At 59.5% G+C, this 14,593-nt stretch carries 15 protein-coding genes; 5 read left to right on the top strand and 10 right to left on the bottom strand.

Features of this window, described 5'->3' with window-relative positions; translation table 11 throughout:
- Window positions 1-10 precede the first annotated feature (10 nt).
- Complete coding sequence (locus FOI68_RS09940) at window positions 11-1,249, top strand: MFS transporter (protein ID WP_035299463.1); 1,239 nt, start codon at window positions 11-13, stop codon at window positions 1,247-1,249.
- Here FOI68_RS09940 and FOI68_RS09935 read toward each other — a convergent pair.
- The 3 genes from FOI68_RS09935 to FOI68_RS09925 all read right to left on the bottom strand — a co-directional run bounded on the left by FOI68_RS09935 (window position 1,239) and on the right by FOI68_RS09925 (window position 2,592).
- Complete coding sequence (locus FOI68_RS09935; RefSeq protein WP_029098285.1) at window positions 1,239-1,628, bottom strand: cupredoxin domain-containing protein; 390 nt, start codon at window positions 1,626-1,628, stop codon at window positions 1,239-1,241. The genes FOI68_RS09940 and FOI68_RS09935 overlap by 11 nt on opposite strands.
- A 178-nt stretch (window positions 1,629-1,806) precedes the next feature.
- A complete protein-coding gene (locus tag FOI68_RS09930; protein ID WP_143863014.1) occupies window positions 1,807-2,325 on the bottom strand; it encodes a hypothetical protein in 519 nt (172 codons plus the stop codon).
- 6 nt (window positions 2,326-2,331) lie between these two features.
- Window positions 2,332-2,592, bottom strand: coding sequence for an aspartyl-phosphate phosphatase Spo0E family protein (locus FOI68_RS09925; RefSeq protein ID WP_143863012.1), 261 nt, complete (start codon window positions 2,590-2,592; stop codon window positions 2,332-2,334).
- Between the two features lie 211 nt (window positions 2,593-2,803).
- Between FOI68_RS09925 and FOI68_RS09920 the strand changes: the two genes are divergently transcribed.
- The gene (locus FOI68_RS09920) at window positions 2,804-4,102 is read left to right on the top strand and encodes a helix-turn-helix domain-containing protein (protein ID WP_143863011.1); all 1,299 of its coding nucleotides are present in this window, start codon (window positions 2,804-2,806) and stop codon (window positions 4,100-4,102) included.
- 215 nt (window positions 4,103-4,317) lie between these two features.
- On the opposite strand, the gene FOI68_RS09915 is transcribed toward FOI68_RS09920, so the two are convergent.
- A complete protein-coding gene (locus tag FOI68_RS09915) occupies window positions 4,318-4,941 on the bottom strand; it encodes a LysE/ArgO family amino acid transporter (protein WP_143863009.1) in 624 nt (207 codons plus the stop codon).
- Between the two features lie 141 nt (window positions 4,942-5,082).
- Between FOI68_RS09915 and pdxR the strand changes: the two genes are divergently transcribed.
- Window positions 5,083-6,534: a MocR-like pyridoxine biosynthesis transcription factor PdxR gene (pdxR, locus tag FOI68_RS09910; protein WP_370512117.1), complete on the top strand. Its 1,452-nt coding sequence runs from the start codon at window positions 5,083-5,085 to the stop codon at window positions 6,532-6,534.
- Between the two features lie 120 nt (window positions 6,535-6,654).
- Window positions 6,655-8,379 (top strand): methyl-accepting chemotaxis protein, encoded by a 1,725-nt coding sequence (locus FOI68_RS09905; protein WP_143863008.1) that lies wholly within the window; start codon window positions 6,655-6,657, stop codon window positions 8,377-8,379.
- 57 nt (window positions 8,380-8,436) lie between these two features.
- Here the strand turns inward: FOI68_RS09905 and FOI68_RS09900 are convergent, their stop codons facing one another.
- The 6 genes from FOI68_RS09900 to proB all read right to left on the bottom strand — a co-directional run bounded on the left by FOI68_RS09900 (window position 8,437) and on the right by proB (window position 13,473).
- Entirely contained in the window at window positions 8,437-8,766 is a 330-nt protein-coding gene (locus FOI68_RS09900) for a spore coat protein (protein WP_044897186.1), read from the bottom strand.
- A 17-nt stretch (window positions 8,767-8,783) separates the two neighbouring features.
- The gene (locus FOI68_RS09895) at window positions 8,784-9,098 is read right to left on the bottom strand and encodes a ferritin-like domain-containing protein (RefSeq protein ID WP_029098291.1); all 315 of its coding nucleotides are present in this window, start codon (window positions 9,096-9,098) and stop codon (window positions 8,784-8,786) included.
- A 164-nt stretch (window positions 9,099-9,262) separates the two neighbouring features.
- Window positions 9,263-10,069, bottom strand: coding sequence for a hypothetical protein (locus FOI68_RS09890; RefSeq protein ID WP_044897185.1), 807 nt, complete (start codon window positions 10,067-10,069; stop codon window positions 9,263-9,265).
- A gap of 62 nt (window positions 10,070-10,131) precedes the next feature.
- A complete protein-coding gene (proC, locus tag FOI68_RS09885; protein ID WP_143863007.1) occupies window positions 10,132-10,974 on the bottom strand; it encodes a pyrroline-5-carboxylate reductase in 843 nt (280 codons plus the stop codon).
- 17 nt (window positions 10,975-10,991) lie between these two features.
- Window positions 10,992-12,308, bottom strand: a complete 1,317-nt coding sequence (locus FOI68_RS09880; RefSeq protein ID WP_082059438.1) for a glutamate-5-semialdehyde dehydrogenase — start codon at window positions 12,306-12,308, stop codon at window positions 10,992-10,994.
- A gap of 31 nt (window positions 12,309-12,339) precedes the next feature.
- Window positions 12,340-13,473, bottom strand: coding sequence for a glutamate 5-kinase (proB, locus tag FOI68_RS09875; protein WP_044897183.1), 1,134 nt, complete (start codon window positions 13,471-13,473; stop codon window positions 12,340-12,342).
- Between the two features lie 616 nt (window positions 13,474-14,089).
- Between proB and FOI68_RS09870 the strand changes: the two genes are divergently transcribed.
- Window positions 14,090-14,506: a hypothetical protein gene (locus tag FOI68_RS09870; RefSeq protein ID WP_029098295.1), complete on the top strand. Its 417-nt coding sequence runs from the start codon at window positions 14,090-14,092 to the stop codon at window positions 14,504-14,506.
- Window positions 14,507-14,593 lie beyond the last annotated feature (87 nt).

The raw sequence follows: 14,593 nt of genomic DNA, 5'->3' as shown, positions 1-14,593 counted from the left end.
AGGAGAGCGTATGTCCGAAGCACTGTCCAGCCAAGCGAGCGAAGAACGCGCGGCACAGCGCGTCAGCCTGAACGCATTCTACCTGTTTGCCTACTACGGGTTCGGCTCGTTTTTTCCGCTGATTACCCAGTACTACGAATCGATCCGCCTGACCGGAACGCAGATCGGCGTGATCAGCGCCGTGACGCCGGTGATCTCCATTGTGACGCAGCCGCTGTGGGGCATGATCTGCGACCGCTTTCACATCCGCAAGCAGGTCCTGATGCTGACCCTGGCCGCGGCGGGGGCGGTCGGGCTGCTGTTTCCCGCCGTTTCCACGTTTGCCTGGGTGTTTTTGCTCTACATCGCCATGTCCGTGTTTCAAAGCGCGGTCGTGCCCGTGTCGGACAGTCTGGCGCTGGGGTACGCCAAACGGCACAACATCCAGTTCGGCGACATTCGCATGTGGGGCGCGGTCGGTTTTGCCCTCGCCGCGTTTCTGACCGGGCTGGCGGTGGAACAGTGGGGGCCTGCCGCCATTTTTTACTCGTACTGCGGCGCTTACCTGATCGCCGGCCTGTGTCTGCGCCGGATTCCGGAACACGCGGAAGCGGCGCCGTTTACCGTGAGCGTCTTCAAGGGACTGACCGAACTGATCCGCCTGCCCCGGTTTGTCCTGTTTCTCGCGGCGTCCTTCTTTATCTTTGGGGCGATCAACGCCCATAACATCTGGTTTTCCCTGTACTACCAGCACATCGGGGGAACGGTGGCCGGCGTGGGTCTGGCCTTTCTGCTCTTCGCCGGCAGCGAGGCGCCGTTTATGAAAATCGCCGGTTTCTTTGTGCGCCGCTGGGGGCTGGAGCTGACCATTCTGCTGGCGGGCACGGTCTCCGCCCTGCGCTGGCTCTGGTACAGCACGGCTCCCGGCACGACCGCGGTGATCGCCCTCTTTTTCATCCAGGGCCTCTCCGTCGGGTGTTACCTGGCCACGGCGGCGCAGTTCGTGCGGGAAAATACACCCGCTTCCCTGCAGGTGACCGCGCTGGCCCTCTACGCTTCCGTCGGCAACGGGCTGGGCTCGATGACCTGCAACCTGGTGGGCGGCTGGATCAAGGACGCGTTTTCCATCCTGGACACGTACCTGTTTTTCGGCCTGGCCACCGCGGCTGGACTGATTCCGCTGCTGATCATCCGCTTCGGGCCGTGGAAACACTCCGCTCCGGAAGAGAAGCAGCAGGAACAGCTCGCGTCAGGACAGCCTAGTCGATAATCAGCAGCCCCTGATACCCTGTTTCCGGATAACCGGGCGTATCCGAGACAAACGGATAGCGCCCTTTTTTGCTGGCCGCAAACTGGAGCGTCGCCGACTGACTCGGTTTCAGATCGGCGGAAGAGACGTTCAGCTCGCGAATCACCAGGTTGTGGGGACGGGTGTCCGCGTTGACGATCGTCAGGGAGACCGTCTCTCCTTGGTGAAAGACGAGCCGGTTGGGCAAAAAGCCGGCGCTGGCAATGGTGACGGTTTGAACGCGTTGGGCCGCGACCGGGGAGGCGTTCAAACGGTAGTGGTCATGCAAGGCCAACAGACCCGATATCAGCGCCAGCGCGATGAACGGATAGCGAAGCTGCCTGAAACGGTGACGAGTCATTACACTTCAGCTCCTTCGCGTGTGCATGATCTGTGCTGTTACTATTATCCTGTCCTGGCCTGGTCGGGGATAAACAACGAAAGCGCGGGAGGGGTGGCCGATCCGATATGAAAAAAGCCCTGATCCCGGAAGATGTCGGCGATCAGAGCTTTTGCTTTTATTTTCCGTGATTACCCTTTTATTTTCCGTGCTTGCCGGCGATCATTTCGATTTCTTCGCCGGTATTGGCATCGATTATCACATGAACATCAGCGTTCACATATTGTTTCCCGCTGCCAGCCTTCCCGTTTCTCGGCATATCCACGCCGTGGAAGGTAACAATCCATACGGGAACGTCTTGTACGGACAGGTTGGAATCGGACAAGATTCCCTGTTCAACTTGCGTATCCGTGAATCTTGCCAAGGTCATCGTCACTTTCTTGGCGGTATCCCCTCGTGAGGAACCAATGAAATGTTTTGCAGCTTCAAGCGCTGTGTTTTCATCCACGTTCACCGCTTCATCCAATACCTGGACTTCCAATCCGTTGTCAACAAACGTGCGGCTTTCTGCCAGTCTTTGAACCTCGGCGGCATACACAGCCGATTTCCCCTGTCCCGGATCGGGGGAAGAAGTGTTCAACTGTTCTGCGGCAACCGATGTCATTCCAATTGCAGCGACAATTACTGCACTTGCTAAAAATCCGAAAGGTTTCTTCATGAATCATCAACTCCTTTTCATCGTATCAGATGTCCCAACCTTGCCGGGATTTTGGTGGAATGTTGAGCTGAAAGGAATGCTTTCTTTCCTGCTTTCCAGTATCCTGCGCTGGCTTTCCACGATGTACCTGTCCAGTTCCTGGCTAACATTCAATACAGCACAATCCGTCAATGATCCTTTTTGTTTGACAAGCTCTTTTAGTTGTTTTTGGAGGTTCTCAATGATTTGCGAAAGGTCTTCATGGTTTATTGCTCGCCAGCCCTCCATTTCTGAATGCCTCCAAGTATTGATAGTGCGATTCCATTTCCTTCCCTTACTGTACCCACTATTTACCAAATGCAGCCAACATCACTTTTTAGAAAACGTTCGACATTTTTATACATCATACAGAGCCAAAAAAATGATTTTTATTGATCTGTTTTTATTTTCTGTTTATAATATCTTTAAAATAGTAATGTTTGGAAATGGAGTGTTATAGTTGGAAAGAAACCGACCACGAAGGAAAACCCTCGGAGATCTATTATCTCTTTACCGTAAACAAAGCGGGGTTTCTTTTTCGGAAGTGGAAGCACAAACTGGTGTGACCAAAGGGGCACTTTATAAAATTGAAAGCGGGGAAACGAAGCGGCCGGAATATAAAACAGTTAAGGCGTTAGCGGCTGTCTTGCCTCAGCCCTATGAGGAAATCATTGAATGTTATGTGGAAGACGAACAACGGCCAGAGACGTTATATGAAATCCTGCAGGATGTCATTCAACGAGGCGACAACATTTCGCTGTTGGAAAAAGTGGCCGTCAAGTTCCTGCAATCTCCCCAGGTAGACACCTACACAGCATTGCAACGGCTGTATCACCTCGCTGACACCACCACCAATACCGAGCTCAGCCTGCCGCTTTTCAACACCATTGTCAAATACGCGAGAGAACACGGAATCCCACTGTATATTGCCAAAGGGCTGCTCAAAAAATATCTGATTGAAAGGTATGATTTTAAGCGGTTGGAAAATTCGTTCAGAGTTGGCGAAGAAATTATGCATTATATTGATTTTTTAACCCGAGACGAACAGACGATTTATTATTTTAGGATGGCGCTACAAGCCTACACCATTCAAAAATACAAACGGTGTATTGAATGTTGTGAAGCGGGCCTTGCGTTGAAAACGGCTGACACTGAACTGACAGCCAGAGCGTATTTGGCCATGATCAACTCATATTCTCGTTTGGGGGAGTATGACGCTGTTGAATTACACTTACGTGTGTTTGAAACGTTTGATTATGAATTTGTTGCAGAAGCGGCCAAGCTTACCCGTGCGATCGTAAAAGCACGGAAAAAAGAATATGATGTGGCTGTTCCCATGTTGAAAGAGTGTTTACGCGAGATTAGCCCGCATTCGCGCATTCATGTTGTGAATGAACTGCTGGATATTTATCTGAAGACGAACAATCATCATGAAATTGCTGAGTTGTTGAGAAAGGAAAAGGAAATCCTGCCGGAAAATCCACAGACACCCTATAAACATCTGTCGATTGGAAAGTACTATCGCTACAAGGGGGCGTTTCAAATACAGACAGGCTCCCTCGATGAAGGGATTGACAGCTATATTAACGGTTTGTGCGCCTACGGAGAAGTGAGCGCCTACCAAGAAATAACCGAATGTATGACTGACATTCTGTCACAGTTCTCTAAGTTGAGAAAACCGATTGATATACAATATGTGGAAAAGTTAGGGGGGATTTATAGTAGAATTATTAATAATAAACAAAGGAGAGGTGAGTAAGAGTGATGAAATTGAAGAGATTGACCGTATTAGCACTATTTTTTGTTTTATTATTGAATGATCAGCCCATAAAAAAAGTAGAGAGGTCCAGCACTAATTTATTGTATCCGAGAAATATCCAGATTTATGATTATGATCCAGGATATTAACAAAAAATAGAATCTTATTGTAAGAGGGGAGCGACTTGCTCCCCTATCTTTCTTCTCTAGCGATTCCTACGCGGCAAGCTCCCGCACCAGCGAAACCGCCATGTACGCGGCGACGCCCCAGATGAGAAAGGCGGAGGCGAGGTTGAGGGCGCGCAGCAGCCGTCCGGAGCGGTCCAGCCTGCCCGCCGTCCGTCCGGCCAGCGCCAGCCCGAAAAACCACAGCCAGGAGACGAGGATGCAGGCGGCGGCGAACCCCCACTTCGCCGCCCCGGCGTACCCCAGCGAGCTGGTGCCGATGACGCCGATGGTGTCCAGGATCGCGTGCGGGTTCAACAGCGATACCGACGCGGCGAACATCACCTGGCGTTTCGGCGGGAACCGTTCCGCCTCCTGCGCCTCGGCGGAAGGGCGGCTGCGCCAGGTGAGGATGCCCATGTAGACCAGAAAGAAAACTCCGCCGGCGTAGAGGATGGTTTTCAGCCAGGCAAAGGTGAGCACCGCCAGCGACACGCCCAGGACGGCCAACAGGATCAGGAGCGTGTCGCAGACGGCCGCAGTCAGGACGACCGGCAGCGCGCGCCACAGCGTAGGCTGGGCGGCTCCCTGATTGAAGACGAAGACGTTTTGCACGCCGAGCGGCAGGATTAATCCGAATGCGAGCACAAATCCGTGCAGGGCGGCTTCCCACATGCGTAAAGCTCCTCCTTTTGCGGTGTATCCCATGGCTTCCACAGTAAGACAAATCGGGCCGTCTGTCTCCAGCCAATTGGTTTGGCAGTGACCCGACCAATTGGCTACAATAAGGGGAGCATGAAGCTGGAGGAGGAATCGATGGTGCCGACCATTGACTGGAAGCCGGACAAGGCGTCGGATGTGCCCGTCTACGTCCAGATTGTCGCCTACATCCGGGAAAAAATCGCCACCGGCGACTGGCCGGTCAAAAGCAGGCTGCCGACGCAGCGGGCCTTGGCCGAGGCGTTTGGCGTCAACCGGAGCACGGTGGTGACGGCGCTGGACGAACTGAAGGCCGAAGGGCTGATCGAAGCCGTCGTGGGCAGCGGCACCGTGGTCAGCAACAACACCTGGTCGCTGCTGGCTTCCGCCCCGCCTCCCGATTGGCTGAGCTACGTCCAGGCGGGCGACCATCCGCCCAATCAGCCGACCATCCAGGCCATCAACCGCCATGAACACGATCCGCAGATCATTCGGCTGGGCACGGGGGAGCTGTCGCCCGAACTGCTGCCGTCCGCCGGCATGGCGGAGATCATGGGACGATTGGGCGGACAGGTTGCCCAGCTCGGCTATTCGGAACCCAAGGGGCTAAAGTCGCTGCGGCAGGCGATCAGCGCCCATCTGCGGACGCGCGGCATCGACGCGCCGCCGGCGTCCATCCTCGTCGTGTCCGGCGCGCTGCAGGCGCTGCAGCTCATCTCGCTGGGCATTTTGCGCCAAGGCTCGGCCATTTTGCTGGAGCGCCCTTCATACCTGTACTCGCTGCCGGTTTTTCAGTCGTCGCGCATGCGGCTGACCGGCGTCCCGCTGGACGGCGAAGGGATCCGTCCGGATGCGCTGGCGCGGCTGAAACAGGCCCACCAGGCGGCTCTGCTCTACACCATTCCGTCCTTTCACAATCCGACCGGCACCCTGATGTCGGAGAAACGGCGGCAGCAGGTGATGGCCGTCTGCGAACGGGAGCGGCTGCCCGTCCTGGAGGATGACGTCTACGGCGAGCTGTGGCTGGACGAGCCGGGGCCGCCTCCCTTGAAGGCGCTCGACCCCAACGGGCTGGTCCTGTACGTGGGCAGCCTGTCCAAATCGCTCAGCCCCGGTCTGCGGATCGGCTGGATCGTCGGGCCGGAACCGGTTGTCGAGCGGCTGGCCGACGTGAAAATGCAGACCGATTACGGGGCCAGCGCCCTTTCCCAGCAGGTGGCGGCGGAATGGCTGAGCAGCGGCCTGTACCAACGCCATCTGCAAGCGGTGAGGGAAGCGCTCAGAGCGCGCAGGGCGTGCGCGTGCGAGTCGCTCAGGCGCTGGTTTGCCGATCTGGCGGAGTGGCGGGAGCCGCAGGGCGGCTTTTACATCTGGCTGCGGCTGCGCCGGTCGGTGTCGATGCGGACGCTCTTTTCGCGGGCGCTGGCTGAGGGGATTCTGCTCAATCCCGGCTACATTTACGACGGCACGGACCACTGCCATCTGCGCCTCTCTTACGCGTACGCCGATGAGCAGCAGATGGAGCGGGCGCTTCACCGCCTGTCCCGATTGATCAGAGAGATGGCGTGACCGACGGTGGAGCGGGGGCTGCGCCAGTGCCGATCCGGGGAGGCCGGCCGACGTTTACGCCTGTGCGCCAACGGGTATGTATAGGGTAACAACCACGACTCGGCCACAGGAGGGAACGTGATGAAAACCAAAAGCATTGTCACTCATGTCCTGCTGCTGATCGTGCTGGGGATGGCGGCGCTGACGGCCGTCAACGCGGTCAGCCTGTATGTCAACAACGCCAACACGGTGGAGAGGACGGTCGGCACGTTCGGCACGGAATGGGCCGCCACGATAGCCAGACAGGTGGATGTGCAGGCGTACGAGCGCTTTTTGCAGCAGCCGCAAAAGGGGGAAGACTACTGGAACCTGCGCCAGCAGCTCAACGACTTTCGGGAAAAGACGGGGGCGCTGTACGTCTACATTCTCCAGGCGGATGGAGAGCAGCTGCGGGTGATGATCGACGGTCAGCCCCGGGATGCAGAAAACGCCTCGGATATCGGCGATCCGGCGAGTGCCACGGCGTTTCGGGATGTGGCTCCCGTCCTGCGCGGGGAGACGAGCAGCACGCCGATCGTGCACGACCCCCGATACGGAGACTACCTGTCCGCATTTGCCCCCGTTGCCAAGCCGGACGGCACGGTGATCGGCATTCTCGGGGTGGACATTGACGCGTCCACGGTCGGTTCGGTCACCACACGCGTCCAGTGGGAGAGCCTGCCCGTGGCGCTTACGCTCAATCTGCTGATTGCCCTCGCGGCAGCCGTCGTTCTCGCCTGGCTGATCCGCAGGCGGCTGCAGCCGCTGCGCATGATCAGCGACAAGGCGCTGGAAGTATCGGCGGGTGTGTTGACGGAATGTTCGTTCAGCTACAAGCGCCGCGACGAAATCGGCCAGATCATGGATTCGTTTTCGCAAATGGTGGACTATCTGCGCGGGCTGATCACCGACATGAAGACGGCGGCGCACCGGATCGACCGCATGGCGGAAGGGATGGCCCGCCGTGTCGGCGAGATGCGGGAGCAGGCGGACGCGATTGTCACGGCCAGCACGGAAATCGCCCAGGGAAACGAGCAGACGGCCGCTTCGGTCGAAGCCATTTCCAGGCTGAACGGCGACCTGACCGGCAAGATCGACCACGTCAACCGGCTGGTGGAGGGAATGAACCGGCTGGGACAGGACGTGTCGCAAACGGAGCGGGAAAGCCGGGAATCGCTGCAGTCTTTTGTGACCCACAGCGCGGAAACGGCGCAGCACTTCAAGCGGGTGGAAGCGAGCATGGAACGGCTGGTGGAAAAATCCGTCGCCATCGATCAGGTGGTGTCGGCGATTCAGTCGATTGCCGCCCAGACCAACCTGCTGGCCTTGAACGCCGCGATCGAAAGTTCCCGCGCCGGGGAGGCGGGCAAAGGCTTTGCGGTGGTGGCCGCGGAGGTGCGCAAGCTGGCTGAGCAGACGGCGGAAGCGACCAAAGAGATTCAGGCCAGCATTCGCGACGTGCAGCAGGAAGTGGAACAGACCAAACATGAAGTGGGCGTGACGAAACGGCAGTACGAAGAGGAGGCACACAAAATCGACGAGGTGTCGAAAGGGGTTTCCCGTCTGTCCGTGATCACCGGCGAACTGAACCGGTCGCTGGAGCAAATCGTGGAGACGATGGCGGACATGGCCCGCTTCCAGCAGACGATTCAGCAGGACGTCCTGTCGGTGACCGCCATCTCGGAGCAGACGGCCGCCTCGGCGGAGGAAGTGACCGCGACGATTCACGATGTCAGGGAGTACATCCACGCCGTCGCCGAGGAAGTACGGGACGTGGCCGGACAGATCAGGGAACTGCGCGGAAAGACCGACGCCTTTACGGTGTAGACAAAAGGGACATCCCCTGTCGGATGTCCCTTTTTCCCTGCCTGCGGCGGTCCTCCATCAGTGGTACGGAAACTGGGTGGAATACCCGCTGTACTGCTGATACGCCTGCTGCAGCTTTTGCTGGTCTTCCGCCTCCAGCTTGTACCATCCCTTTTGGAACATCAGGTTGAACATGTCGCGGGCGCTCTGGTGCGTCTCCGTCAGGATTTGCAGCATGTCGGCGTAAAGCTGCTGGTGGCTGGCTTCCCGTACGGCCACGTTCAGGCTGTCCGTCAGGTACTTGCATGTCGCCAGGCCGTCGTTCAAAAAGTCCCGGTCATTCATCTGCGGTCCTTTTACCTGCGGGACACCCGTCTGCGGATTGGCAATCTGGTTTTGGTTCGGCATCTGGTTTCCCTCCCTTGTTACTGCATCTGCGTTTGCTGTTGCTGCTGCTGTGCCTGAGTCTGGGGAATGGCGGCCATCGCCTGTGCGTTGTTTACCTGCAGGTGGGTAAGCAGCTTCTGGTAGTGGCGCTGATGCATCTGGCCGGCTTTTTCCAGCGCCTGTTTCACCTGCGGGTCCGTCGCCTGCTGGGCGAAGAAGTGCAGCTTTTTAAACGCCAGCAGCTCCCAGGAAAGGGCGTCCTTCAGATAGCTGGCGTCTTTGGTCGAAATCACCCGGGGCGGTTGGGGAATCGGCGCCTGCGTTTGCTGAGGAGAGAACATCGTCGTTGGCATGAGGCGATCTCCTTTCACGGTGGAATGGGATACACCTCTTAGCATGGGCAGCGGGAAGGCGGGTCATGACTTGTATTTGCAGGCAAAACGAAAGCCGGTTTGCCTCGTGTCGGATGACGGCACGGCAAACCGGAGAACCAGTTGCGTATCTGGTTGGGAATGATTCACACCAACTGCAAGGTCATAATCCGTATGTCAATGCTGGCCGGGGCAAAATTGAGACAGTGGCTCGTTTCCCGTTGAAGCGCCTCTTGAATCTCCCGGGCCAGCGGGGGAATGGACGCGCCAAACGGGAGCCGGACATCCAGGGAGACCTGCAGGCGGGGCACGTCTTCAAAGGTGTACGTCATGTTCTTCACCTGGCTGACGAACGGAAAGCGGCTGCACGTCACCTGGACGATCTTGCGCAGCACCTGCGGGTGAATCAGGATGCGGCCGCCGGTAAACGGCGGGTGAACCACGGTCGTTTCCCCGATGACTTCCTTTTTGGCGGAAAAGATCTGTTGGGCGGAGGCGATCATCCGCTGCCAAAAGTCTTTTTCCACTTCGACGCGGGGGATCGGAATCACGTGCTTTCCCTGGGTCTCCCGAATGTACCGGGCCGCTTCGATTTCATGCGCCGGTTTGATCGATTCGATCGGAATGTGGCGGACGGGGGCGGGCAGGTCCAGCGCTTCCCGAATCCGCTCGATCATCCGCTTCGAGGTGCCGATCACCAACAGGCGCCGGGGGCGGATGGCGGCGAGGGCGCGGCGCACTTCCTCCGCGTGGTCGCGGTAGTGGAAAATCGCCCGCTTGACCGCCTGGATTTTCGTTTTTTCGTACTTGGCGGAGGTGCCGGCCACCTTGCGGCCCTGGTAAATCAGGATGCCGTCGTCGATGATGGCGTCAATGTCCATCTGGTGAGCCAACTGCAGCGCGCTCGTGCTTTTTCCCGTCCCGCTCGTTCCGTAGAGGGCGTAAATCTCCATCGGCTCCTCCTTGTCCGTCGTTTTTCTTTAGTATACACGATCGGGCGGAGAGGCAAAACGGATCACCGGTACTGCGCGCCAAGCTCGCGAGCCCGTTCGGCGGCGCGCAGCACCGCGGAGGCGACGGCCTGTTGAAACCGGTACGAATCCAACACTTCCAGACCGGCCTGGGTGGTTCCGCCCGGACTGGTTACTTTTTTCCGCAGGAGGGCGGGCTCATCGCTGGAATGAAGCAGCATCTGCGCCGCCCCCAGCAGGGTCTGGACGGTGAGCTGCCGGGCCATCTCGCGGGACAGCCCGGCTTCCGCGCCCGCGCCTTCCATCGCTTCCGCCAGGTAGTAAATGTAGGCCGGGCCGCTGCCGGAGAGGCCGGTGATGATGTCCAGCTCGTCCTCGGGCACGATGTGGACGGAACCGATCGCTTCGAAAAGAGCAGTGGCCGCGCGAAGCTGCTCCTCGGTCACGAAGCGGTTGGCGGAGAGGCCCGTGACGGACAGCCCGACGGCGGACGACGTGTTCGGCATGGTTCTGACGATCGGGCCATTCGTGCCCAGCCAGTCGCTGATGCAGGCCGTGGAAACGCCGGCGACGACGGAAATCACAAGTTGTTCCGGACGGACCAGTCCGCGCAGGCTGCGGCACGCATCCGGGGCGTCCTTGGGCTTCATCGCCAGGATGAGAATGTCGGATTGCTCCACCAGAGCGGCTTTGTCCTCGCAGGCGTTCACCCCGAACGTTTCCGCCAGCCGCCTGAGCCGCGCCCGGTCGCTGCGGTTGGCGACAAAAATCCGCTCCGGCGCAATGAGTTCGTTTTTCAAAATGCCGGCCAGCATGGCCTCGACGATCGAACCGGCTCCAAGAAAGCCGATCCGCGTGTCGAAAGAGAGCGTCGAATGGTCACTCATGCTGCATCCTCCTTCCGTTAGCGTATCTGTCCGGTTCCGCGTACGACGTACTTGCTGGACGTGAGCGCGGGCAGGCCCATCGGACCGCGGGCGTGCAGCTTCTGCGTGCTGATGCCGATCTCCGCGCCGAAGCCGAATTCCCCGCCGTCCGTAAAGCGGGTGGACGCGTTGTGGTAGACGGCGGCTGCATCGACGGCGGCGAGGAACCGTTCCGCTCGCGCGGCGTCCTGCGTCACGATCGCTTCGGAGTGGCCGGTGCCGTGGCGGGCGATATGGTCCAGCGCGTCATCCAGGCTGTCTACCGTTCGCACGGCCAGGATCAAGCCGAGGTATTCCGCGTCCCAGTCCTCCGGCGTGGCGGGAACGAGCCGGTCGGCCAGCTCCGGATGGAGCCGCCGCGTCTCCTCGCAGGCGCGCAGTTCGATGCCGGCGGCCAGCAGACGGGCCAACAGGTCGCGCCGGTGCCGTTCAGGCCAGCCGCGGTGCAGGAGCAGGGTTTCGGCCGCGTTGCAGACGGCGGGACGGCTCGTTTTGGCGTTGAGGGTGATGGCTTCGGCCATGGCGTACTCGGCCGATTGATCGATGTAGATGTGACAGTTGCCCACGCCCGTCTCCAGCACCGGGACGGTGGAGGTGCGCAGCACGCGGCTGATCAGCGAGGCGCCGCCGCGCGGGATGACGACGTCGATCAAGCCGTTGGCCGTGCACAGCAGATCGACGGATTCGTGTTCGGCATAGGGCAGGTACTGCACCGCCTCCGCCGGCAGCCCGGCGTCCGCCAGAGCGGCGCGGATGCTGTGGGTCAGGGCGAGGTTGCTTTCCCGTGCGCTGCGGCTGCCGCGCAGGACGATCGCATTGCCGGTCTTGAGCGCAATCGCAGCCGCATCCACGGTGACGTTCGGCCGGGCCTCGTAGACCATGCCGATCACGCCCAGCGGAACCCGCACCTGCTCGATCACCAGACCGTTTGGCCGGGTCCAGCGGGCTGTCACTTCGCCCACCGGATCGTTCAGTTCGACCAGTTGGCGCAGCCCCTCGACCAGATCGCGCAGCCGTTCCGGCGTCAGGCGCAGCCGGTCCAGATAGGCGGCCGGTTGACCGTCCGCCTCCGCGCGGGCCACATCCCGCCCGTTGGCGGCGAGGATGGCCGCTTCGTCAGCCAGCAGACGTTCGCCGACCGCATGCAGGGCGCGGTCCTTTTCCGGGCGGGACAGCAAGGCCAGGCTCCGCGCCGCCTGTTTGGCCAGGCGGATCTGTTCGTACACGCGATCTTTCAGGCTCTTCTCCATGTTCTGTCTTTTCTCCGTAGTTTGGCTCTTCTCCACATTCCTCATCTCCTTTATCGCGAGGGAATCATCCCCTGCTTCACGTTCTGTCGCTGCCGCCGATTGCCGCAAAACAAGCCGCTTCCGTCCATTGGTCGCGGTGGATGACGATGCCTTTCGGCCGGGCCGGACCGGCGGGGGAGAGCTTCGCCCGCAGGTCGGCGGCGCTGCAGCGGCTGACGCCGCGGCCGATCAATTGGCCGTCGCAGTACACCTCGATCACCTCGCCGGGGGCAAACGCGCCATCCACGTCACGCACGCCGGCCAGGAGCAGGCTGCGCCGGTGCCGCAGCACGGCTTCGGCGGCGCCGCGGTCCACGCTGATCCGCCCGCGGACGGGGGAGTGAAGCGCGATCCACTGCTTGCGGGTCGGCAGCGCGTGGCCCGCGGGCGATTCAGGCCGGAAGCCGACGTAGGTGCCGCTGCCGCTGCCGTCCAGCACGTCGAGCAGGTCGGACGGCTGCGCCAGGTGGCCGATAAAGCTGGGAACGCCCAACTGCTGGGCCGTTTTGGCGGCAATCAGCTTGGAGCGCATCCCGCCCGTGCCCAATCGGGAGGCCCCGCCGGCCAGCGCCTCCACCTCGTCCGTGACGGCGGGCAGATAGGGGATGCGGACCGCGTCCGCGTGGGTCCGCGGGTCCTTGTCGTACAGTCCGTTGGTGTCCGTCAGGATCAGGTACAGGTCGGCGTGTACCAGACCGGCGACCAGCGCGCCCAGCATGTCGTTGTCGCCAAAGGTCAGCTCCGCCACGGAGACGGTGTCGTTTTCGTTGATGATCGGCAGGACGTTTTTCTCCAGCAGGAGAGACAGGGTCTGAAAGGCGTGGTGATAGCGTTCACGGTCGGAAAAGTCGCCCCGGGTCAGAAGGATTTGCGCCACGGTGCAGCCGTACGCGGCGAACAGCTCGGTGTAGGTTTGCATCAGGAGGCTTTGCCCGATGGCCGCCGCCGCCTGTTTGGCCGCAAGCGTCCGGGGACGCTGCTGGTACCCCAGCCTCCGAAAGCCGCTCGCCACCGCTCCCGAGGAGACGAGCACGACCTGATGGCCGGCGTCCCGCAGACGGCTGACAGCGGATACGAGCAGGGACATCTTCGCCGGGTCGCACCCGCCGCCCGGCGCCGCCAGCGAACTGCTGCCCACCTTTACGACCAGCCGCATTTTTCCCTTCTTCATCGTGTAACCCTCCTCTTTCCAGCAAGAACAAGCAAAAAACCCTTTCATCCCACACATAAGGACGAAAGGGTATCTCTCTTCCGCGGTACCACCTTATTTGACGGTATTCAGGCGTCCCAAACCAGGGGGAGAACGAGGCGTTCCGCTCCCGTGTTCAGCCGCCAAACCGTCCGGCTCTCTTTCTTTGATAACAGGTGAAAGAAACCTGTCCAGGTCATCCCTGGCCGCTCGGGGGTGGGTTCAAACCGGTTCACGGGCGAAATCTCTCAGCCGCTGAATTTCGCTCTCTGTACCTGAAGGGCGGTTTTACTGATCCCCGTCATCGCCATTGGCTATGCACGTTTGTTCATTCACGTTTGTTAATTCATAATTATTCGCGCCGGCCAGTGTAAATGTCAAGGGGGTTCCGCACTTATTTTTGCCGCTTGTCCGGATCGCCGCTGCGGGCCCCGGCACCCCCGCCTCGTTTCCGCCGCCGTGTTCCGCACGAAAAACAGCGCCCCAAAAACGGGTGCGGCAGGAACGAAGTGAGCAGGTTGAGAGATAGGGGTTGTTTCCCGGACGCGATTATGGCTATCATGGAATGAGGTTGAAAAACAGTTGAGGTGGAATAGGCATGTTCGGTTTTGGAAAAAAGGCAAAAAAGATGGACGGCATCGACGTATTGCTGATCAAGACGGAAGAATCGCAACTTCGCGACATTTACATGGTCGCGTTTCGCAGCATGTATGCCGATGACATTGTCAGCATGCTGCAAAAGCTGGAAAAGTCGCCGCTGAACAAGCGGGAATACCTGGGTGAACTGGGCGGATTCCGCATCATGATCCACCTGGAAGCCATGACCGGTTTTTCGGTGCTGGACGATGCGGACATGGAGGCGCATCCGCTGCAAATCAGCGACTTCGCCAACATTCTGCTGCGCCGTCTGGAGACGCTGGAGGCGAACGGCGAGCTGCCCGATTCGGAAGACGTGGCGTTCTTCATGGGCGAGCTGACCATGCTCCGCGACGGCAGTTTTATACCGCAAAACTAACACGTGAGCCGGCATGCGAGCCGGCTCTTTTGTCAGGCTCAGGTGAACCGTTGGCGGCAGGGGAGGCCGCAACCGATTTCCGGCTGT

Source organism: Brevibacillus sp. LEMMJ03 (assembly GCF_007197875.1).
Taxonomy (GTDB): Bacteria; Bacillota; Bacilli; order Brevibacillales; family Brevibacillaceae; genus Brevibacillus; species Brevibacillus thermoruber.
Note: the sequence above shows the minus strand (reverse complement) of the source record. Positions and strands in the feature narration are given on the sequence as shown.